Source organism: Lacinutrix sp. MEBiC02595 (assembly GCF_053601555.1).
In genome coordinates, this window is record NZ_JBSHNU010000184.1 from 113,441 (window position 1) to 134,975 (window position 21,535).

Consider the following 21,535-nt stretch of genomic DNA (forward strand, 5'->3'; position numbering starts at 1 on the left):
TAGCTTATGGATTGTTTTTATTGAACTCTTTTTCAATTTATTAGGGCTTTATTTCTAGACCCCAAAAGTAAGTGAAATTTAGGTGAAATGCAAATAAAATCGACGAAATACAAGGTGTTGAATGCGCTATTTATTTAAATAAACCCAACCGGTAATAATTTTATAGTTACTGTCATTTAGATTTAGTACATAAAAATAGGTGCCAACAGGAAGTATTTCACCTTGATTATTAATACCTCGATTGGCTTTGCCTTCCCATCTTGTGGAATTATCTCCAACAAAAATTAGCGTACCATATCTATTGTAAATTTGAAGTTCATGCTGCTCAAAAATATCATATAAATCTTGAATGTTAAACCAATCATTAACCGTGTCATTATTTGGAGAAAACCCTTGCGGAATGGTAGGAGGACAGTTTTCTGTTTGTAGATTAAATTGATAGATGGTATAGCATTCCTCGGTTGTATCTTTTATATAAATCGTTTGCGGACTTGCAGTGCTTTGGTAATCTTCGGGGTGCATTATATAATTATCATTATTTATAAGATCCTCCAAATTTTCATAAAAATGGATAGTAGAAATATCTGTATATGTAATGCTGTCTAATGGGTTTGTTAGATTAAAAATAGAGGTATTAAAACCAATATCACAATTTAAAATAGCTGCTAATTCTATGCTTTCTGGTAATGGAATACGTTGTAGGTTTTCTGTTGTTATGTTATTGGTTTCGTTTAGCTCAATAACAACGCCGTTACCATCCCCAATATCATCTACCGCAAGCGTTAAGGTAAAGTGGTCTGGAATATTGTCTGGTATGGTAAGTAAGATATTTCCGTTTTCAAAAGCGTCTATTGCTATTTCATTTTGTGTGATGCTTTGTGCAATAATTTGGTTGTCGGCATAAAATGCAATTGGTGTATTTTCTGGTAATACTTCTGTGCTATTTATATTAAAGACGGTATAATCTAGGTCTATGGTTTTGCTATAGCAAGGCATATAATAATTGTTAATCGTTATAGTAGCGTCTGGTAATTGACTATTTAAAACGGTTATTATATTGTTTAAAATTATTAAATCGGCTCTAAAAATTCCAAAGTCGTCTGTAGCTCCCGTTGTAAGTTTTATTTCTACAGAGGTGTCACCAATAGCAATATTATCTTGAATATTATAAACATCTAAATCGCCATTATAAAATGTGTTAGAATTAGTAAAAGAATTGGTACCATTAAAAGCATTATCTGCAGGGTTTAACGGAGCGTTAGAAATTAGGTTCCCATTTATTTGCAAGGTTTCTCCATAGTTGAGGTTGCTATCTCCTTCCCAAGCAAGAAATCCAATTTTAGCGCCATCATTATCTAAAACATTAATATTATCTATAACAATTGTTTTTTCTTGTACTACGCGGTTAATAATTTCTAGGCCTTGAAAAAGACTCACTTGGTTTATTGGTAAGCTAGATTCTTCGTAAATAACATACATACTCCAACCAGCAAAATTAGTTCTGTTACTGCAATAACCATCGTTGTTTGCTAGTGTTTCAGAAATATCTAAATCACTTAAGGTGTAAGTAGTGTTACCTAGGTTATTAACGATACTCGTAATGTCTGTAAAGCAGGAAAAATAGGGAAGTGTTCCGTTAAAAGGATCTTCATATGCAACACGGTAAACCTCTTCTGCTAGAACCGGTATATCGTTTAAGGAAACCTCTAGATCACCAACTCCAGAACCAGCCCAATACAAATAGGCTGCTACAATATTTTCTGTATTTGGTAGGTTTAATGCTGCGGAAGAATTAGGTAGTGTTTCGCAAAATTCTCTAGCTATATTGTTTTCTGCAGGGTTTAAAGTATTACCAATAGCGGTGTAATTAATACGACCATTGTATTGCTGGTATAACGTTATATCTTGCGCGGCTAGAGGAAGAAAGGTCCATAGAAGTACGAGTAAAATTAAAGTATGGTTGCACGTTTTCATAGTCTGCTATGCACATGTACGCGATTCATTTTAGCGTATTAATGAAAAATGGTTAAAATATTCTCTTCCGTCCTGCAATGTAATGGCAAACCAATAATCTTCACTTGGTAAATATTCTCCATTAAATGTGCCGTCCCAACCAGTACTTGAAGGGCTAATTTGCTTTATAAGTTTACCATAACGATTAAAAATTTTAATTTTGGTGTTTGGTTGTATCAGGTTAGAAATTCCTAGCACTTGCCAAGTATCATGAATCCCATCATTATTAGGTGTAAAGTATTGGGGAAAGCCAATTACAGAAACAGGTTGTTCTACAATACCACAATTATTTTTAATATCCATTACAGCAATAGTGTACATTCCTGGATATACATTTTCTAAAATGTTACTCGATTGATACGGAAGATACAAAACGCCATCCGCATCATATAATGCATATTCATAAATTCCTTCACCAGAAGTTAAAACGGTTATGGTATTGCGGATGCTTCCGTCTATAACTTCAACTGCATCTATAGTCGCAATATTGGATGCTTCTACAGTTAGTATTCTTGATTTATCACAGCTTTCTGCATTCGTAATGGTTACGGTATAACTTCCAATTTCATTTACTTGAATCTCGTTTGTTGTTTCTCCATTAGACCATGCATAAGTATAGTTGTTGGGATTGCCAATAACGCCACTTTTTAAGGTTATGGTTTGCGGATAAAAGTTTAAACAATACAATAGGGTTTCGTCTTCTAAAACAGCAGGTAACTCATGTATTATTAAAGAAACTTCGCTAATGCCATAACAAGCATTATTGTCTTCTGCTCTTGCAAAAATAGTTTGTGTATAAGGAATTGTATTTGTGTAGGGTGATGTTAGTTCGTTTTGTTCTAAAAGTGCATCATTATATGTTTTATAATAGGTAATTGGTAGGGTAATGCTATTTATATTTTGAATATCTGTTGTGAAATCATCGAGATTAAAAGTGTGTATGCCGTCTTCGGAATCTAAAGCATCACAAACAGCTGGAGCGTTATAATCTAGAATTTGAGTAGTGCTTACTTCCAACGTAAGTGTTGCCACAGAAAAACATGTTGTGGTGCTATTAATAATTTGTGCATATACAGTCTCTGGATTTGTAGTATTAGTGTAAATATTACCATCTATTTCATTCACGCTATTTTCTGCATCTGCCGCGGAAGTATAAAATTTCACCGGAGCATTTGTATCTCCACCAGTTAAGGCGTCTTTTGCTTGAAAAAGATTAAAAACCGTTAAACCATCTATAGTCCCATCTTCATCACATTGAAAAAGAGAACTGTTAATACTAGGAGGTATAGATAATGTGCTTAAATCTAAAGTTGTAATATTTTTGCAATCTGGTTCAGAAGCACTTTCAATTCTTACAAAAAGGGTGGTGTCTGTGGTGTAATACGGACTAGCCAACGCATTTGTGTTATTTAAAGCTTGTGTATTCGTTTCATGATAGGTTATGTTTACTAGTGAAGCATCTTGACCATCAAGAATCTCTGCCGTTTTAGATGCTAAATCAAAAAAGGTGAAACCATCTGTGGCGTTTCCATCATCATAGTTATCACAAGTAAGTAGATCTGTAGGAGTTTTAAAATCGGGGCCTATTTTTACGGTTAATTCAAAGGGAGCAATATCAAAACAACCATTGGTTGTATTGGTTAGTCTAGCATAAATAGTTTTGGGATTTGCGGTGTTTGTATACGGGCTAGATAATGCGTTAATATTTAGGTTTGCGTCACTTTCAGAATCATGATAAGTAATAAAAATATTTGTTTGCGTACCTGTAATAGAAGCGGTATTGTTTTCTAAGTTAAATGTTGTAAAGCCATCATCAAAAGGAGTAATTAAATCACAATCTTCCATGTTTAAGGCATCGGCACTTCCAGCATCATTGGTTGGTGGTTCTGCAAATTCTGCAGTTCCGGTCCATTCTAAAGTAAAAGGGCTTGTTCCTGCAGGTCTATCGATAACAATAAAATACGTTTCTCCAGCAATTACATCTAACCATTTTACAAAACTATTTCCAGTTGCTCCAGGACCTTCAGCTATATCTGTTTCTGTACCGTTCATCCCCGTTAAATTATTGCCTTGATTTGCAGCTTGCGGATTTGTAGTAGAGCATCGAATAGCAGAACCAATAGCACCACAAGTGACATTTGGGCCAAATACAAAAAAGTCATAATCCACTACAATATTTCCACTGTTTGGTCTTAATGTAAATCCAAGTGTGCCATTATTAACTACGGTAACTTGCAACCATAAACTATTATTTTCTTGACTTCCGCAGGTGTTAGAGCCAGATAATTCTTGCGTACCAATTCCGTTAGCGTCTAAATTCACATTGGAGTTACCACATACAATAATGGCATCGATACAATCTGTTGGTAGTTGTGCGAAAGTAAATTGCACAAAGAAATTTGCTATAAGTATAAGAAGTAGTTTTCTATTTGTTTTCAAAAGTGAGTTATCTTTTTAGAGTGAAATGATTAAAGTATTCTCTTCCATCTTGAAGGGTTACTGCAAACCAATAATCATCGTTTTGTAAAATTTTGCCATTAAATGTACCGTCCCAACCTAGACCAATTGGGCTAATTTGTTTTAACAATTTCCCATAACGATCAAAGATTTTAATTTTTGTATTTGGTTGAAAAATATTAGAAACGCCATATACTTGCCAAAAATCATTAATACCGTCATTATTAGGTGTAAAGAACTTAGGGAAACCAATTACAGAAATTGTTTTTTCTGTAATACCACAGCTATTTTTTAAATCTCTAACAGAAACCGTATAAATACCTCCGGGAGCTACATTGGTAAAAATAGGACTTGTTTGATAATAGGTGTGCATACCTGCGTCATTAAAAAGGGCGTATTCATATACTCCTTCACCAGAAGCATTAACGATTATTGTATTATTAGAAGAAGCATCTACAATATCGATAGAATCAATAGTTGCATTACTAGAGGCTTCTACAGTAATTGTTCTCGTTTTTTTGCAACCCTCTACATTAGTAACTGTTACGGTATAGGTTCCTACTTCATTAATTTGAATTTCGTTTGTAGTTGCTCCATTAGACCACGCATAAGTATAATCGGCAGGATTACCAATGACTCCACTTTCTAAGGGTATTGTTTCTGGGTGAAAATTTAAACAATAAAAAGCCGTTTCATCTTCTACAAGTTGCGGACGCCTGTTCACTGTTACCGTTATTTCACTAATACCATAACATGTATTGTCATCTTCTGCTCTTCCGTAAATAATTTGTGTGTACGGATTTGTATTGACGTATGGAGAAGTTAATTCATTTTCTTCCAAAAGTGCATCATTATATGTTTCATAGTATTTTATAGGAAACGTGATGCCGTTTATAGCTTGAATATCTGTTGTGAAATCGTTTAAATTAAAAGCATTTATACCATCTTCTGAATCTAATTCATCACAAGCTACTGGAGCATTATAATTTTGAATTTGCGTAGTACTTACTTCTAATGAAAGTTCTGCAATTGCTGTACATTCTGAAGTGTTATTTGTAATAAGAGCAAAAACGATTTGCGGATTAGTAGTATTGGGATAGTTTGTCCCATCGACTTCATTTACACCAGCTTCAGCATCTGCTAGTTCGGTATAGAATTTAACCGAAACATTGGTTGCACTTCCCGTTAAAGCATCTTCTGCTTCGGTAAGATTAAATACCGTAATACCATCTATAGCACCATCTTCATCACATTGAAATAAGCTACTGTCAAAACGGTTTGGTAACGGATTTACAATAACATCAAAAAAGGTAGTATCATAACATGTTGCATTTAAATTATTTTCTATTCTAACAAAAATAGTTTCTCGATTTGGAGTTTGTGTATAATAGGTGTTAGGTAAAACAGGGATTCCGGCATCTGCATTTGCTTGAGAGTTATGGTAGGTTATTGTATAATCTGCTGCGTTTTGAGTGTCTAAAACTTCGGTGTTAAAATCGGTAAGTAAAATATCTATTTGTCCGTTGGTGTCATCGCCATCCGCATTATCATCACAAGTCGTAAAGTTGTCTACAAAATTTGCAATTGGTGTATTGTAAATATGTATTTTGAAAGAAGAGGTATCGTAGCAATTCGGATTATTATCATTATGAACTCTAGTATAGATAATTTGTGGGTTATCTTGATTATCATACGACCCAATTATTTCGTTTTCATTATTATCGGCATCTAATTGATTTTCGAAATAATGTACGCTATAAATACTCGCGTCTTGTGTGTCTATTACGGCAGCATTTTGCGAAGAAAAATTAAATGCCCAATGGTCATTATTGTTGTCATCACAAACTAAAATATCTGCTGGTTGGTTTGCTACAGGAATATCATAATACTTTACAATAGCTTGTCCTTCTTTAGATTCACAGTCATTACCTGGTATTTGTATTTCCACTTCATAATTCCCATCTGCGTTTATGGTTAATTGATATGGAGGTACTGGTGTTGCTATTGCTACCCCATCAACAGTCCAAGAATAAGTTGCTCCAACAACATCTTCTGCTTCTAAAGTATAAATGTCTCCAGTGCATAAAGGTAATTGGATGGTTTGTGACGTGTTCCCTATAATATCTATTTTTTCAGTAAAATAAGAGGAAATAAAAGGAGGTAAGCCTTGTCTAGCTAATCTGCCATTTAAGTTTATAGCATTTTGTGTGTAATTACAATCTACACCTAAAATGTTGGGAGATTCTATGGTGCTTAAATTAGGTAAACCTACAAAATAGGTGCTACTTTCGGTTTTATAAATCTTACTATCTGGACCTAGTTGTAAGGCACTTCTATAACCTTGGCTAATATCTATATTGATTTGACTAGCATTAATTTCATTAATGTCTCCGGTTGTTATATCGTATTGTAATACTGCACTTTGTTGATCGAAAGGTCTAGAACTACTGGTTTGACTTAAATCATTGTAGGTGCTTATATATAGTACTTTACTATTAGAAGAAAACTCAATTCCATACGAGTAAATTGCGCCATTAAGATTGGTAGGGTTTATTGTTATTTGTTGCGGATTGGAAACTAAACCTGTATTTAAATCAAAATCATATATAAATAAACCGCTGCTAATATTGGAAGATACAAGTCTACTACCATCTGGAGATACCTTTAAATAACCTCTTCTTTCTACAAGACTTCGAGTCGTATCTGTAAACGTAATTGGTGTAGTATCCACACCTGCAGAACTTACCTTGAATGCATAAAAAGTATTATTGTTGTTATCTACTGCTCCACTATTTGTGATTGCATCAGCATCAGCAAAGGTAATCACCCAGATTTCACCAGATGCACAATCTTTAAGTACCGCACTTAGTTTTTCAGAAGCCTTATGTAGTAACCGCTGATTCTTTAAAACCGTTATTCCACCAAGACCACCGTCTAGAGTCATGTCCACTTCCGAATAATTAAAACCAAAGTCCTGTTGGCTTAGGTAAGTGGTCCCTTGCGTGAAAATATAATAGATATTTGGATCTTCTGGTTTTGGTATTATAATAGCAGATTGTGTACTAGAAGGGTTTCCAAATAGGTTATTACCATTTAGCATTATTTGATGGTTGCGATTGTATACTTTAATACCATCGGTATAAAACAAAAGATTACCATCGATATCCGAAATACTTGTGCAACCTTCGTCTGTACTTAATAGTCCATCTGTTAAGGCAGATACAGCTCCCGTATTGCTGTCAAAAGTAATCCCGGCATTGTCCCCAAAATACCAATTAGATGCTTGGTTTTGTGAGTAAGACACAGTAACAATAAGAAAAAGTAGATATAATATGTTTTTCATTCTTTTATAGCAATAGCTATCAAAGATATTATATTTTTATTTGAATATTAAGAGGTACGTGTTAAAATGAGTGCGATGTGTTATTTATAAATCCCTGTTTTTTAAAATTCTGTAGGATAAAAATAAGAATAACCCAGTCCAACAAAGTACAATAACAATTTCATACCAATGGACTGCGTAGTTATACGTAAGATCCATCTTGTCTGGAAATTTTGTCATCATAACACGTTGAAAAGGCTGATCTATCAACTTGTACATTGATTTTAATGGGAAGAAATTCTGAATTTTTTCGGCCAATTCATAGTTACTTTGCCAAGTGATTAAACCTAAAACGATATATTCTAAAATGTATAGAATAAATAGGAAAGCTAAAGCAAAAGCAGAGCGTTTTACAAGCATACCAAAGAATAAGCATAACGTAAAAAAACCGACAAGCTTCACAAAATAAGCGACTAAGAAATTAGTTTCTCTAAATATGATACTAGCTTCTGTATAACTAGAGTAGTACATACCAATACAAAAGGAAGCTACTGCTATTAAAATAGTTGCTACTAAGGAAAAGAATACAATGGTATAGAATTTTGAAAGTATAAATTCCTTTTTACTTAAACCATCAATTAAGTTTTGCTTTATCGTTTTATTGCTATACTCATTACCAATCATGCTAACTACAACAATAGCGAAAAAGAATTTAAACTGCGATGCAAAAAATGTTGTGATATGCCAAATTATAGGAAAGTTAAAGATTCCTAATTCGCCCAATTCTAATGTGAAAAAACCAAAGAAGTTTATTTTTATAGAAGATAGAATTAATACCGTAAATGGTAATATAAAAGAAACAAATATAAGTACTTTACTAGCTCTGTTAAGTAGCAGTTTTTGTAATTCAAGATTTAATAGTCGTAACATGGGTTTGGTTTTGGTGCTGAAGCAAGTTCAGCATATATGGATGTATTAGTTATTGTCTGTAAGCTGAAGAAATTGTTCTTCAAGACTTTCTTTACGTTGTACCAAATGAGATAATACGATGCCTTTTTCAAACATAAGTTTGTTAAAATCGGAAGCATCCATTGGTGCATTTAAAAAAGCTGTAATTAAACCGTTTTCCACTTTTATATTTTTAAAAGTAGTATTGCTTTCTAATAGTTTTATTAAATCTTCCTGTTTTTCTGCTTTTAATTCAAAAAAACCATGACTAGAAATCATTTCGTCTACGCGACCAGAATATAATTTTTCTCCTTTACGAAGAACCACAACATGTGTGCACACTTTTTCTACTTCGTCGAGTAGGTGAGAAGCTAATAGAATAGTTGTTCCTTTTGCGGCAATATCTTGTATTATTTTACGTATTTGATGAATTCCTTGCGGATCTAATCCGTTAGTAGGCTCATCTAGAATTAATATTTCAGGATCATTTAATAAAGCGGAAGCAATAGCAAGACGTTGTTTCATACCTAATGAATAGGTATTAAACTTGTGATCTTTTCTATCTTCTAAACCAACAATAGCTAATTTCTCTTCAATTTTACTATAAGCTACTCCTTTGATTTTACAAACCAGTTTTAGGTTTTGCGAAGCGGTCATGTACGGATAAAAGTTAGGGCGCTCAATTATGGCTCCAACTTTTTTCAATGCATCATGTGTAGATACTGTGCCATCGAACCATTTAAAGTCTCCTTGCGTTTTGTTTACCACATTTAAAACGATGCCTAATGTTGTCGATTTTCCGCTTCCGTTGGGTCCTAGAATACCATAAACATTTCCTTTTTTTATAGTAAACGAAAGGTTTTTTACAGCGGTGAGATAGCCAAATTTTTTGGTAAGGTTATTAATCGTAAGAATAGATTCCAAAGTATACAGGTTTGATTAGTTATAAGTAAGACGAGATAAGCGAAAAATTGTTACAGGTTAAAATGAAAAAGCACCCTAATTATTTAAATTAGAGTGCTTAAAATGATATAAAGAACCTTATTTAGTTCCAGTTTTCTTCAAAGTCTAGGTTGTCATAATCATTAACGTCATAACCATCGTCAAACTCATCAAATTCATCTTCGTCTTCACTTTCAAAGTTTTTAATTGGCGCTTCATCTGGGATTTGTCCATGAACAAACATGAGGTTTGGGTAATCTTGACCTTCAGCTTCCTCTACAATTTCAGCAAGCTCTACGTAAAAAGTCCACATGCTTAAAAAGTCGTACACATAAATTAGTTTGGTGGCCATTTCATGCGTAACATCATTAATAACCGTTTCGTTCATTAAACGAACTTCATTTGCACCTTCGCTAACATCAAACATAGAGATTTCCTCTCCTTGTTCCCAAGTATCATTACTTATATAAAACGAAGCCATTTCTAATCCGTCAAAACCAAAAGATTGGGTGATGATGTTATGTAGGTCTTCTAAAGTATCGGTTTCGCGAATTTCTAAATCACGAAAAATATCTTCTTCTGTGTCATTATCAAGTACTACTCTAAATCTGTAAATCATGGTAAAATATTATTTTGCAAAGGTACGATTTCCAAAGCCCAAAAACCAAAAACTAAATTCCAAAATCTCAAAACTAAATTCGGAGGATAAGTAATTTATGTCGTTCAAGTATTTTAGGTTGTTTTTATTTTATTTGCTGAAACGGTGCAATGTAAATGTCATGGCTGTTAATAAGAAAAAAGCACCAATTTGATGTGCAACACCTAATATTAAAGGGACTTGATATATAATGGTTAGTACACCTAATAAAAATTGAAATCCGACCAAGATTATTAACGAATGGATCCCTATTTTTTGATATCTAGTAGTTATTTTCTTTTTTGCTTGAAACCAAATAATGCATATGAAAAGAACCACTAAGTAAGCAGTTGTTCTGTGTATAAACTGAATACCACTTGGGTTTTCAATAAGATTTTTATAAAATGGATTAAGTATATAAACGGTTTCGTGCATAAATTTTCCTTCGTTCATTAAGGGCCAATGATTATGTAATAATCCTGCCTTTAAACCAGCCACGAAAGCACCATAAATAATTTGAAAAATTAATACGATATAGCCAACAAGAATAAGGTTTCTAAACTTTTTATCGATTGCTTTTCTATCTGGGAAAATTAAATCTAATGCCACCCATAAAGTTGCAGCAAAAGTTAAAAAGGCCGTGGTTAAATGCGCAGCTAACCTAAAATGACTCACATCTGGTTTATCTACTAATCCACTTTTTACCATATACCAACCTAAAAAACCTTGAAAACCGCCAAGAACAAGAAGTACCATGCATTTTTTTATTGTTTTTTTAGTTAGCTGTTTGGTTGCTAAAAAGTATAAGAAAGGAATAATAAAAACCATACCTATTAATCTCCCAATGACTCTATGCAGCCATTCCCAGAAGTAAATGCTTTTAAAATCTTCTAATGTGAAATGAGAATGTAACTTTTGAAATTCTGGATATTGTTGGTAAAGGGCAAATGCTTCTTGCCATGCGGCTTCTCCAATAGGAGGAATGGTTCCTGTGATTAGTTTGTAGTTTGAAATGGATAAACCAGAATCGGTTAATCTGGTAATGCCACCAACAACCACCATAATGAAGATTAATAAACAGCCAGTAAATAGCCAATAGATTACTTTTTTGTTATCCTTTTTCATCGCTAAATTAATTCTTTTTCAAAGCACAAGCTATTTTCCATAGTCGCATATTGGCCATAGTTTGTGATTATTTTATAGTTGTTTTTTTTATAAAAATGTACCGCTTCCATTTGTCGAATACCAGTTTCTAGTACACATTTTTTATATCCTAATTGCTTTGCCCAATTTTCTAAATCTTCTAAAATTTTAGAGGCAATACCTAAGTTTCTGGTTTCGGTACTAGTAAACATACGTTTGATTTCTACAGTACTTTTATTAAACTCTTTAAAAGCGCCACAACCAACAGCTTTTTCCTTATTATAAGCTATGATGACATTTTTTAAAACGGCAATACTATTGAATTGGTTATAAAAGGCATGTTCTTCTCCGTCTGTTATTTTTAAATACGCATCCAGTTGTTTTACTAAGTAAACAAAATCGTTATTTTCAGAATTGGTTCTAACTAAATCCATTTTTTTTCGTTTTACTTATTGAACACTGAACACTGAACACTGAACACTGAACACTGAACACTGAACACTGAACACTGAACACTGAACACTGAACACTCTCTAAGACTCACTTTTGACTAATCCTAAACGTTCTCCTTCTTTTAGCATTAGTTGAAATGCGGCATCAAATTCATTAGGAATTACGCCTTCTAAAATAGCTTCTTTTATCGCTTCTTTAATTATTCCGATTTCTTTGGAAGGCTTTAAGTTGAAGGTTTTCATTATTTCTTCCCCAGAAACTGGTGGTTGAAAATTACGTACGCTATCTCTTTCTTCTACTTCTACAATTTTTTCACGAACGATCTTAAAGTTATTATGATATCTCTTAAATTTATTCGGATTCTTAGTGGTAATGTCTGCTTCGCAAAGTGTCATTAAATCATCGACATAATCTCCAGCATCAAAAACCAATCTACGTACGGCAGAATCGGTAACATCTTGTGCGAGTACAATTGGTCTAGAACTCATGAAAACCATCTTTTGGACAAACTTCATTTTGTCATTTAATGGCATTTTGAGTCTTTTAAATAAACGATAGACCATTTTTGAGCCTTCAAATTCATGGGAATGAAAGGTCCAACCTACTTTTTTACTAAATCTTTTTGTTGGTGCTTTACCAATATCATGTAATAATGCAGCCCAACGTAACCAAACGTCTTCTGTATTTGGTGCTATATTATCTACAACTTCTAAGGTGTGGTAAAAATTATCTTTATGTTTTTGACCTTCTACTTCGTCAATTCCTTTTAACGCCGTTAGTTCTGGTAATATATGCTTTAATAATCCAGTTTCTTCTAGTAATAAGAAACCAATAGATGGTTTGTCTGCTTCTAGAATTTTATTTAATTCTACAACAATACGTTCTTTGGTAATAATATTAATGCGTTCATTGTTTCTTGAAATGGAATCTAGCGATTCTTTTTCAATGATAAAATCTAGTTGTGTCGCAAAACGAATGGCGCGCATCATTCTTAACGGATCATCGCTATAGGTAATATCTGGATTTAATGGTGTTTTAATGATTTTAGCCTCTAAATCTGGAACGCCTTGAAACGGATCTAAAAGGTCGCCAAAGTTATCTTCCGATAAATCTAGGGCGAGTGCATTAATTGTGAAATCGCGTCGGTTTTGGTCGTCTTGCAAGGTCCCATCTTCGACAATAGGGTTTCGACTGTCTTCGTTATAGGATTCTTTTCTAGCGCCAACAAACTCGATTTCAATATCTTCGTAGCGAAGCATTGCAGTTCCGTAGGTTTTAAATACTTGTACCTTTGGTTTGTTGGGTAAATTTTTTGCTACTTGTTTTGCTAGCGCAATTCCGCTACCAATAGCAACAATATCTATATCTTTTGCTGTTCCACGATTTAAAATAAAATCACGAACAAAACCACCAATGACATAGCTTTCTAAACCTAGTTCTTTAGCAGATTGCGAAATTATTTTGAAAATTTTATTTTGTAATGCTTGTTTGTAATTCATAAACTAAATTCCAGTAATCAAGTGTTAATGCTAAGGATATATTTTTTAGAATGTAGTACTTGAAACTTGTGTTTTTACTTACGTATAACCTTAACAATACCGCTACTACTTAATTTAATAATAGCCGATGGTTTTACGTTTTTTTTATCGTGGTGCAAATTTACAACATAGTCCACACCTTTTAAAATGTCTTGGTGTATTTCTTTAAAGGATTTAGGAGTAGGTTGCCCGCTAATATTTGCTGAGGTAGAAACAATGGCGCCATTCAGTTTTCTGCATATTTGAAAGCAAAACTCATCATCTGGAATACGAATAGCAATGGTTTTATCTTCAGCAATTAAATTTTCTGCTAGATTTTGTGCGTCATCATAAATGATGGTAATAGGATCATCGCTAATATCAAAAATACTTTGTGCAGCATCGGGTATTTTTTTTACATACTTATTTAGCATTCTATCATCTGCAACTAAGCAAATCATGGCTTTGGTTTCTATGCGTTTTTTAAGCTTGTAAATTTTAGCCACAGCTTCTGCATTGGTGGCGTCACAGCCAATTCCCCAAACGGTATCTGTTGGGTAGAGTATGATTCCTCCTTGTTTTAAAACTTTTGTCGCGTTTGCTATTTCTGTATTCATTTATTTAAAAAGAATTATGCTGCAAAGATATTCAATAAGATATTAATATATTTGCTTACATCTATTTATGTGAATCCATAGTAAAATGAAAACTAAAGCCTTTTAAAAATAGTATGAATTTTATAAAACGAAAGTATTATCAATTATCAATAAAGTATTTTAAAGTTTTTGGTACAGATTTTCAGTATGTAAAAACATATTACAAATTAAAAAATAATAGGTCATTAAATATTGAAAACCCTACGGAATTTGTTGAAAAACTGCAATGGTTAAAGTTTTTTAAATATACGGAAGCATATAAAAATTATGTAGATAAATACGAGATTAGGGCGTATGTAAAAGATAAAATCGGAGACGCATATTTAAATGAATTTATTGCTATTTATGATCATGTAGATGAAATAAAGTTAGATGATTTACCTAATCAATTTGCATTAAAAGGAACACACGGTTCTGGGTATAACGTAATTGTTAAAGATAAAAGTAGTTTAGATTGGGGAGATGCAAAAACAAAATTAAATAAGTTTATGTCTCTAAACTATTATGAGAGATATAAAGAACGAATTTATAAGGATGTACAGCCTAGAATTTTAGCCGAGAAGTATTTAGACCAATTGGATAATGATCATATTATAGATTATAAATTTTATTGTATTCATGGGGAACCAGCTTGTATTTGGGTAAAAACCTTTGACGATGGAAAATATAGAAATTGCTATTTTGATTTAAACTGGAATAGATTGTCTCCAGACACAAATAAAAAGGATTATTTATCTAAAGATATTTCTAAACCAGATAATTTGGAAGAATTAATAACGGTTGCCAAAAAATTAGCGGGCGATTTCATTTTTGTTCGGGTAGATTTATATTCTATAGAAAACAAAATTTATTTTGGAGAGCTTACATTTTTTCCTTGGGCAGCAAATAAAAGACTTACCGTCGAAAGACTCAACTTCGAGCTTGGTGATTTAATAAAATTACCAATTTAATTTTTAAGAATTTATAACTTCATTTAACTTGTCATACATTTTTTTAGCAATAACATCTTTGGTGAAGTTATCTAATAAAAACTGATGACCGTTGGTTGTGAATTTATTTTGAAGTTCTTTATCCTTCAGTAATAATTCTACTTTATCCGCAAAATCGACAGGATTACCAACTTCTGCTAAAAATCCAGTTTCATTATCTACAATAACTTCTGGAATTCCTCCTGCATTTGCAGCAACAATAGGAACTCGGCAAGCATAAGATTCTAATAAAACGCCACCTGTTGGTTCGTTATTAGAAGTAAACATAAACAAATCGAATTCTGGTAAAACCTGTGGTATATCCTTCCTAAATCCGGAAAATATAATGTGATCATTCAGGTTTTTATCAGTTACGTATTGTTTTATTTCAGCTTCTAACTTTCCTTCTCCAATTAAAATGTATTTCGCTTTTATATTATTTCGTTTTACTAAAATTTCAACCGCATCTACCCAAGTATAGTGATCTTTAAAGCCAGCAAAAGCAGCAATGTTTCCAATTATTTTATAGTCCGAAGGAATGTTATATTCTTTATGTAATAAGCCGTTTTTTTCTTGTTTCGTAAATTTGTGTACATCTGTAACACTACCAACTACGCACATTTTACTCGTGTCTTTTACAGCAAATTTTAATACGTCTACCACAGGTTGCGATACACAAATTATTTTTTTAATGCCTTTGTAATTGTACTTCCATTTTCTAAGCATGTTAGAATCTACACGTCTTATTAAAGTTCTGCATAATACTAAAGGAGCAGGAAGTTTATAAAATAAATGAGATAAAACAGCCAAGGTATGTGCTTTACTATTATGAATAAAAACAACATCGATTTTTTTCTCTTTTACAATTTGTGCTAGTTGTTTTGCAAAACCTAAATCATATTCCGATTTGTAATCAAAACCAATAACTTGCATGTTTTTTTCTTTAGCAACCTCGTGAATAGGCGTGTTGTTGGCACAAATAATATATTGATCTTCTACATAATTCTTTTCTTTAAAGGCTTCGTATAAATAAATAATTTTTTGTTCATGACCTCTCCAAACGCCAGATGCAGTAATCTGTAATAATCTCATAGTTATATTCAATAGTGTCGGCTACAAAGTAATTAAAAACATTTAATAACAGCTTTGTTTTTTTAGATTAATAACCCGTAAAATTTGTAATATTGCAAGATGCAAACGGTATATCAAGACATCTATAAAAAGCACCAAGAAAAATTAGACCATTTCATTAGTCATTTTAATGATTTAGGAACACAATTTGGTAAAGCAGATAGAAATGTTATTAAATTATTTGATTTAGAAGGAGAAACGATAAATATTAAATCGTTTAAAGTACCAAATATATTTAATCAAATAGCTTATAAGTTTTTCAGAAAAAGTAAAGCACAGCGTTCTTTTGAGTATGCTTCTAAGATAAAAGAACTAGGAATTGGAACACCGCAGCCAATTGCATATTATGAGTTTGCAACGCCGTTTCTATTTAAAAAGAGCTTTTATATTAGTGCTCATTTAGATTGTGATTTAACGTACAGAGAGCTTACAAGAGATTTAGATTATCCTGATCACGAAACGATACTAAGAGCGTTTACAAGGTTTACCTATATATTACATCAAAATAATATTAACTTTTTAGATCATTCTCCAGGAAATACGTTAATTAAAAAAGTAGATGGCGAGTACCAATTCTATTTGGTAGATTTAAATAGGATGGAATTTAAGCCCATGTCCTTTGAAGCAAGAATAAAGAATTTCTCTAGACTTACCGTACATCAATCTATTGTAGAAACGATGAGTGATGAATATGCTAAAATTTCAGGAGAAGATTATACTAAAGTGTTTGGCTTAATGTGGAAGGAAACAGAAGCTTTTCAAGAGAAGTTTAAACGAAAAAAACGTTTGAAAAAGAAATTGAAATTTTGGAAAAAGTAATCTTTAAGATCCAAAACTCGAAAGATTATTCTCTTCCTCTTCGTAATAGCCAAAGTTTTAAATAGCGCATAAAAACAACATAGGCTTGTATGGTACCAATAGTAAAACCAACAAGGCCATCTAAAAAACCTCTTTGCATTATATAGTGTTTAAAAAAGCCGTAAAAAGGTTTAATCACAAAGTGATAAGGCGTTAAGCTTCCTGTTTTTTTATCGTAATCTTTTGCTTGCCACCATGCATAACGATTCATCTTTTCTAGATACTTATCAAAAGTAATATACGTGTTGTGGTAAAACTTGCTTTCTAACTTACCAATAGTACCATTTACTATAATTTCGGCATGTACATGTTTATCTTCATAAGTGCATAAATCACGCTTAAAAAGACGAATTACTTTATCATTTCTCCAACCGCTATAATGCACGCGTTCTCCCATGAAATGATTCATTCTACCAATCCAATACGCAGTATGTTCTATTTTTGATTCTTTTAATTTAGCCTGAATTTCTTCTCTTAATTCTGGAGTAACACGTTCATCTGCATCTACTAATAAAATCCATTCGTGTTTTGCTTGGGGAATGGCCCAATTTTTTTGCGAAGCAGAATATTCATACTCCCGTCGAATTACTTTAGTTGCTAATTCTTGTGCTTTTTCAAAAGTGCCATCCGTACTAAAGCTATCTACAACTAGTATTTCGTCAGCAAAACTTACGGAAGCAATAACCGCTTCTATATTATGAATTTCATTTCCTGTAGGAATAATTGCAGTTAGTTTATTCATTCGTTTTAAGTAAAGTGTATGCTTTATTATAGCTTTTAAAAGTAAAGTAGTTTAATCGTTTTCGCATTTTATACTTTCGCACCAAATTTAAGGGTTTTTGTTTTAAATAGTTTTTATCTTTATGTAAAAAAGAAAGAGAAGCATCTATAATGCGTTGGCTAGATTTTCCGTCAAAATAAGGATGTAAATCTTGAAGAAAATGCGCTATATTTTTAATTAAATCTTCAGGATACAACAAAGCTTCTTGAAATGTTTTTTCTAAATCGCCAGCTTCATGCACATGTAACAAGTAGTCATGGTTAAAAGTATGATTGAAGGTAACGACTGGCTTTTTTTGAAGTAAAAACTCCTGAATTGCAGAAGTGGTATCGGCAAACATAATAGCCGCTTGTTTATATAAAGGAATTAAATCTGTGGTATTATAAAATTTAAAATTGGCATTATTTATAGATTTCCATTTATTAATAATAGCTTTTGGAAGTTTAGGGTGTAAAACCATAATAAAATTAAAAGTTCCAGCAGTAGATAGTCTTTTAATCTCTTGGTATACCGCGTCATTATACGCTAGACTTAAGCTTTCGGTAAACGTGGAAGCAATCATAATTGTGTTATTGCTTTCTCTTTTTTCTATAGGAAATAAAGGATCTACTTTACTCCATCCCGTTTCTACAACTTCAAAATAGGGATGTTTTTTTTGCTGTGCTTTAAAACCAGTTGTTGTAGATGGGCCTTGTGTACAATATAAATCGAAAAAGCCACGAAGTCTAAAATGACTAAAAGTGTTTTTCTTTGAAGGTCTTTTTTGCGCATTAAAACCATGAAATATCTGCACTTTCAAACCTGTAATAAAATCAGCAACACTGTCTGTCGCTGTTAATACAATGTCTGGTTTGTAATCAATAACCTCTTGTGTTGTTTGTAAAGCATTCTCTTTTTCTTGGATAGCTTTTTTACCATCGGCAATATCTGCAAACCATTTTACGGTGTAACCTCGTTTGATAATTTCAGTTTCTAAAGGCGTACCAATTGGCAGCGCATAACTGTACGAGATATAAATTAAAAATTTATAATTCATGATTATAAGTTACTTAAAAATTTTTTAAGAGCTGGTTTGATAAATTCTGGTTTAAGCTTTAAATAATACGCTTCCGGATTTTTTTTAGCTTCTATTTTATCCGTTTCATTATAAGGTATATAATCCGATAGATGTATAGCAATATTGTTTCCCGGTTCGTTTTCGCTAAACCAATTCGCTTTGTTTAAATAAGGTGCAAAAAGGGTAAAGGTGGGAATGTTTAATGCTTTTGCCATATTATTTGCGCCTCCTTCGTTTCCTATTAAAGCATCACATTGTTGTGTGATTGCCAAAAATTCTCTTAAACTTTTTCCAAAGACATTAAAATAAATATGGTTTTGTGTTTGCGCTAAACAATAGTCATAAATTTCTCTAGCTTCTTCTTCCTGTTTTGGTATATAATTAAACAGTATTTGTGCATCCTTTTTGTATTCTACCAAGCTATCTAATAAGGAAGCCATGTATTTTGCGGGGTAGGTTTTAATAGCGCTACTACCTAAAACGCTAATCATAAATAAAGGTTTGCTACTTTGTATTTTAGATGTTTCTAAATACTTTTTAGCGGTAGTGATTTCTTTAAGTTTTAAATAAATTTTAGGAACTCTATTTTTAAAAGGAATATCTAAAGGCTCTAAAAGTCTTAATCGGTTTTCAATGGCCAAACTTGCATTGTTTTCTGGGTTTTTGATTCGCTGAATTGGATGCGTAAAAACAAAAGCGGTGTGTTTTTTATAATATGCAATTTTTAGTTTAGCGGAAGTGAATCTACTAATAAGTGTACTTCCTAACTGCCCATAAACATCAATAACAACATCGTATTTTTTCTTTTTTAGTGTTTTTAGGAAACGGTAAAAGAGGATCTTATTCTTTTCAATCTCAGGAGTAATAAAAAGAAAATTATCTATAAACGGATTATTTTCCACCACAGGAAATGTGTGTGAATTAATAACATAATCTAGTTGGGCTTCTGGATATTTTGCACGCAATGCTTCAAACAGAATACTACTCGTAAGCACATCTCCAATCATTTTCTGTTGAACAACTAGTATCTTCAAACTCTAAGAATTATTTTATTATTAATTAAGGATAAGTATTCAGTCACAGAATTCAGTTTGCAGTATTCACATTAGAGTGAACAACTGTATACTGCGACTGTACACTGCTAACTATTACACTGCTACATCATATTCACGTAAGGCATCATTTAAAGATGTTTTTTTATTGGTACTTTCTTTTCGTTTACCAATAATTAAAGCACAAGGTACTTGAAATTCGCCAGCCTTAAATTTTTTGGTATAACTACCCGGAATTACAACAGAACGAGCAGGAACAACTCCTTTCGTTTCTACCGGTTCGTCTCCGGTAACATCTATAATTTTGGTACTCATAGTTAATACTACATTTGCACCTAAAACAGCTTCTTTTTCTACACGAACACCTTCTACCACAATACAACGAGAGCCAATAAAAGCACCATCTTCAATAATAACTGGAGCAGCTTGTAAAGGTTCTAAAACACCACCAATACCAACACCTCCAGAAAGATGTACATTCTTACCAATTTGTGCACAACTACCAACGGTTGCCCAGGTGTCTACCATAGTACCTTCATCTACAAAAGCACCAATATTTACATAACTTGGCATTAAAATAGTTCCTGGAGCAATGTATGCACCATGTCTTGCAACGGCATGCGGTACCACACGAATTCCTTTTTCTGCATACCCCGTTTTTAACGGAATTTTATCGTGGTATTCAAAAATTCCAACTTCAAAAGTTTCCATTTTCTGAATAGGAAAATATAACACTACAGCCTTTTTTACCCATTCATTAACTTGCCATCCTGTAGCTGTAGGTTCTGCAACGCGAAGTTTTCCTAAGTCTAATAAGTTTACAACCTCTCTAATTGCAGATATGGTTTGTGGTTCTTTTAATAATTCTCTATCGTTCCAAGCAGATTCTATTAGCTGTTGTAATTCTTTCATTGCAAATTATATTTTCATTTCCGTTAAAGCGGAAACCTCTTCTGTTTAACATTTTACTTTTGCAAAGATAAATCTATAATTGATATAAGTAAATGGTTGCTATAAAAATATGGTATAGGTATTGAAGCTTAAAAATTAAGTTTAAATTTGCAGCACTATGAAAAGAATATTAGCATTAGATTTTGGTACGAAAAGAACAGGAATTGCGGTAACCGATGAGTTGCAGATTATTGCTTCCGGATTAACTACAGTGCATACTAAAGAATTGCTTCCTTTTTTAAAGGACTATTTTTCTTCAGAACAAGTGGAGCTTGTTGTTATTGGGGAACCAAAACAATTAAATAACGAGGTTTCAGAGAGTGAAGCTGCTATTCAAGCTTTTATTAAAAAGTTTACCATTGCCTTTCCAAAAATGCCAATGCAGCGTGTAGACGAACGGTTTACTTCAAAAATGGCATTTCAAACCATGATAGATTCTGGCTTAAATAAAAAGCAAAGAAGAAATAAAGCTTTGGTCGATGAGATTAGTGCGACCATTATTTTACAGAGTTATTTATATTCAAAGTAAGGTTTTTCATAGATTTCTACAAGTTTTTATGCATTTCATCGAATAAATATGCATTTTACCTACGTTTAACGATTTTTTTATTACGTTCGTCTAATAAAAGTTGGATTGTTAATTCCACAA

Annotated in this window: 18 protein-coding genes; 3 read left to right on the forward strand and 15 right to left on the reverse strand. The window is 32.6% G+C overall.

What is annotated here, in order from left to right; genetic code table 11:
- Positions 1–126: 126 nt before the first annotated feature.
- From ACVCZW_RS05125 to ACVCZW_RS05170, 10 genes are all read right to left on the reverse strand, one after another.
- Positions 127–1,974 (reverse strand): T9SS type B sorting domain-containing protein, encoded by a 1,848-nt coding sequence (locus ACVCZW_RS05125; RefSeq protein WP_452231825.1) that lies wholly within the window; start codon positions 1,972–1,974, stop codon positions 127–129.
- Positions 1,975–2,004: 30 nt separating this feature from the next.
- Complete coding sequence (locus tag ACVCZW_RS05130; protein ID WP_452231826.1) at positions 2,005–4,452, reverse strand: T9SS type B sorting domain-containing protein; 2,448 nt, start codon at positions 4,450–4,452, stop codon at positions 2,005–2,007.
- A 7-nt stretch (positions 4,453–4,459) separates the two neighbouring features.
- Positions 4,460–7,813, reverse strand: a complete 3,354-nt coding sequence (locus tag ACVCZW_RS05135; protein ID WP_452231827.1) for a T9SS type B sorting domain-containing protein — start codon at positions 7,811–7,813, stop codon at positions 4,460–4,462.
- Positions 7,814–7,897: 84 nt separating this feature from the next.
- A complete protein-coding gene (locus tag ACVCZW_RS05140; RefSeq protein WP_452231828.1) occupies positions 7,898–8,722 on the reverse strand; it encodes an ABC transporter permease in 825 nt (274 codons plus the stop codon).
- Between the two features lie 45 nt (positions 8,723–8,767).
- On the reverse strand, positions 8,768–9,664 hold the full coding sequence (locus ACVCZW_RS05145; RefSeq protein ID WP_452228878.1) for an ABC transporter ATP-binding protein: 897 nt from the start codon (positions 9,662–9,664) through the stop codon (positions 8,768–8,770).
- A 121-nt stretch (positions 9,665–9,785) separates the two neighbouring features.
- Entirely contained in the window at positions 9,786–10,301 is a 516-nt protein-coding gene (locus tag ACVCZW_RS05150) for an IS1096 element passenger TnpR family protein (RefSeq protein ID WP_452228877.1), read from the reverse strand.
- A gap of 129 nt (positions 10,302–10,430) precedes the next feature.
- Positions 10,431–11,444 (reverse strand): COX15/CtaA family protein, encoded by a 1,014-nt coding sequence (locus tag ACVCZW_RS05155; protein WP_452228876.1) that lies wholly within the window; start codon positions 11,442–11,444, stop codon positions 10,431–10,433.
- Between the two features lie 2 nt (positions 11,445–11,446).
- Positions 11,447–11,896: a GNAT family N-acetyltransferase gene (locus tag ACVCZW_RS05160; protein WP_452231829.1), complete on the reverse strand. Its 450-nt coding sequence runs from the start codon at positions 11,894–11,896 to the stop codon at positions 11,447–11,449.
- 99 nt (positions 11,897–11,995) lie between these two features.
- A complete protein-coding gene (locus tag ACVCZW_RS05165; protein WP_452231830.1) occupies positions 11,996–13,414 on the reverse strand; it encodes a CCA tRNA nucleotidyltransferase in 1,419 nt (472 codons plus the stop codon).
- A gap of 74 nt (positions 13,415–13,488) precedes the next feature.
- Positions 13,489–14,049 (reverse strand): L-threonylcarbamoyladenylate synthase, encoded by a 561-nt coding sequence (locus tag ACVCZW_RS05170; RefSeq protein WP_452231831.1) that lies wholly within the window; start codon positions 14,047–14,049, stop codon positions 13,489–13,491.
- Between the two features lie 113 nt (positions 14,050–14,162).
- Between ACVCZW_RS05170 and ACVCZW_RS05175 the strand changes: the two genes are divergently transcribed.
- On the forward strand, positions 14,163–15,038 hold the full coding sequence (locus ACVCZW_RS05175) for an ATP-grasp fold amidoligase family protein (RefSeq protein WP_452228872.1): 876 nt from the start codon (positions 14,163–14,165) through the stop codon (positions 15,036–15,038).
- A gap of 3 nt (positions 15,039–15,041) precedes the next feature.
- Here ACVCZW_RS05175 and ACVCZW_RS05180 read toward each other — a convergent pair whose 3' ends face one another.
- Entirely contained in the window at positions 15,042–16,148 is a 1,107-nt protein-coding gene (locus ACVCZW_RS05180) for a glycosyltransferase family 4 protein (protein ID WP_452231832.1), read from the reverse strand.
- A gap of 99 nt (positions 16,149–16,247) precedes the next feature.
- Between ACVCZW_RS05180 and ACVCZW_RS05185 the strand changes: the two genes are divergently transcribed.
- Positions 16,248–17,006: a lipopolysaccharide kinase InaA family protein gene (locus ACVCZW_RS05185; protein WP_452231833.1), complete on the forward strand. Its 759-nt coding sequence runs from the start codon at positions 16,248–16,250 to the stop codon at positions 17,004–17,006.
- A 25-nt stretch (positions 17,007–17,031) separates the two neighbouring features.
- On the opposite strand, the gene ACVCZW_RS05190 is transcribed toward ACVCZW_RS05185, so the two are convergent.
- The 4 genes from ACVCZW_RS05190 to ACVCZW_RS05205 all read right to left on the reverse strand — a co-directional run bounded on the left by ACVCZW_RS05190 (position 17,032) and on the right by ACVCZW_RS05205 (position 20,847).
- The gene (locus ACVCZW_RS05190; RefSeq protein WP_452231834.1) at positions 17,032–17,787 is read right to left on the reverse strand and encodes a glycosyltransferase family 2 protein; all 756 of its coding nucleotides are present in this window, start codon (positions 17,785–17,787) and stop codon (positions 17,032–17,034) included.
- Positions 17,780–18,862: a CDP-glycerol glycerophosphotransferase gene (locus ACVCZW_RS05195; protein WP_452231835.1), complete on the reverse strand. Its 1,083-nt coding sequence runs from the start codon at positions 18,860–18,862 to the stop codon at positions 17,780–17,782. Before ACVCZW_RS05195 ends, ACVCZW_RS05190 begins: the two co-directional genes overlap by 8 nt.
- 2 nt (positions 18,863–18,864) lie before the next feature.
- Positions 18,865–19,917, reverse strand: a complete 1,053-nt coding sequence (locus ACVCZW_RS05200; RefSeq protein WP_452228867.1) for a glycosyltransferase family 9 protein — start codon at positions 19,915–19,917, stop codon at positions 18,865–18,867.
- A gap of 114 nt (positions 19,918–20,031) precedes the next feature.
- Entirely contained in the window at positions 20,032–20,847 is an 816-nt protein-coding gene (locus ACVCZW_RS05205) for a 2,3,4,5-tetrahydropyridine-2,6-dicarboxylate N-succinyltransferase (protein ID WP_452228866.1), read from the reverse strand.
- A 157-nt stretch (positions 20,848–21,004) separates the two neighbouring features.
- Between ACVCZW_RS05205 and ruvX the strand changes: the two genes are divergently transcribed.
- Positions 21,005–21,415: a Holliday junction resolvase RuvX gene (ruvX, locus tag ACVCZW_RS05210; protein WP_452228865.1), complete on the forward strand. Its 411-nt coding sequence runs from the start codon at positions 21,005–21,007 to the stop codon at positions 21,413–21,415.
- Positions 21,416–21,535 lie beyond the last annotated feature (120 nt).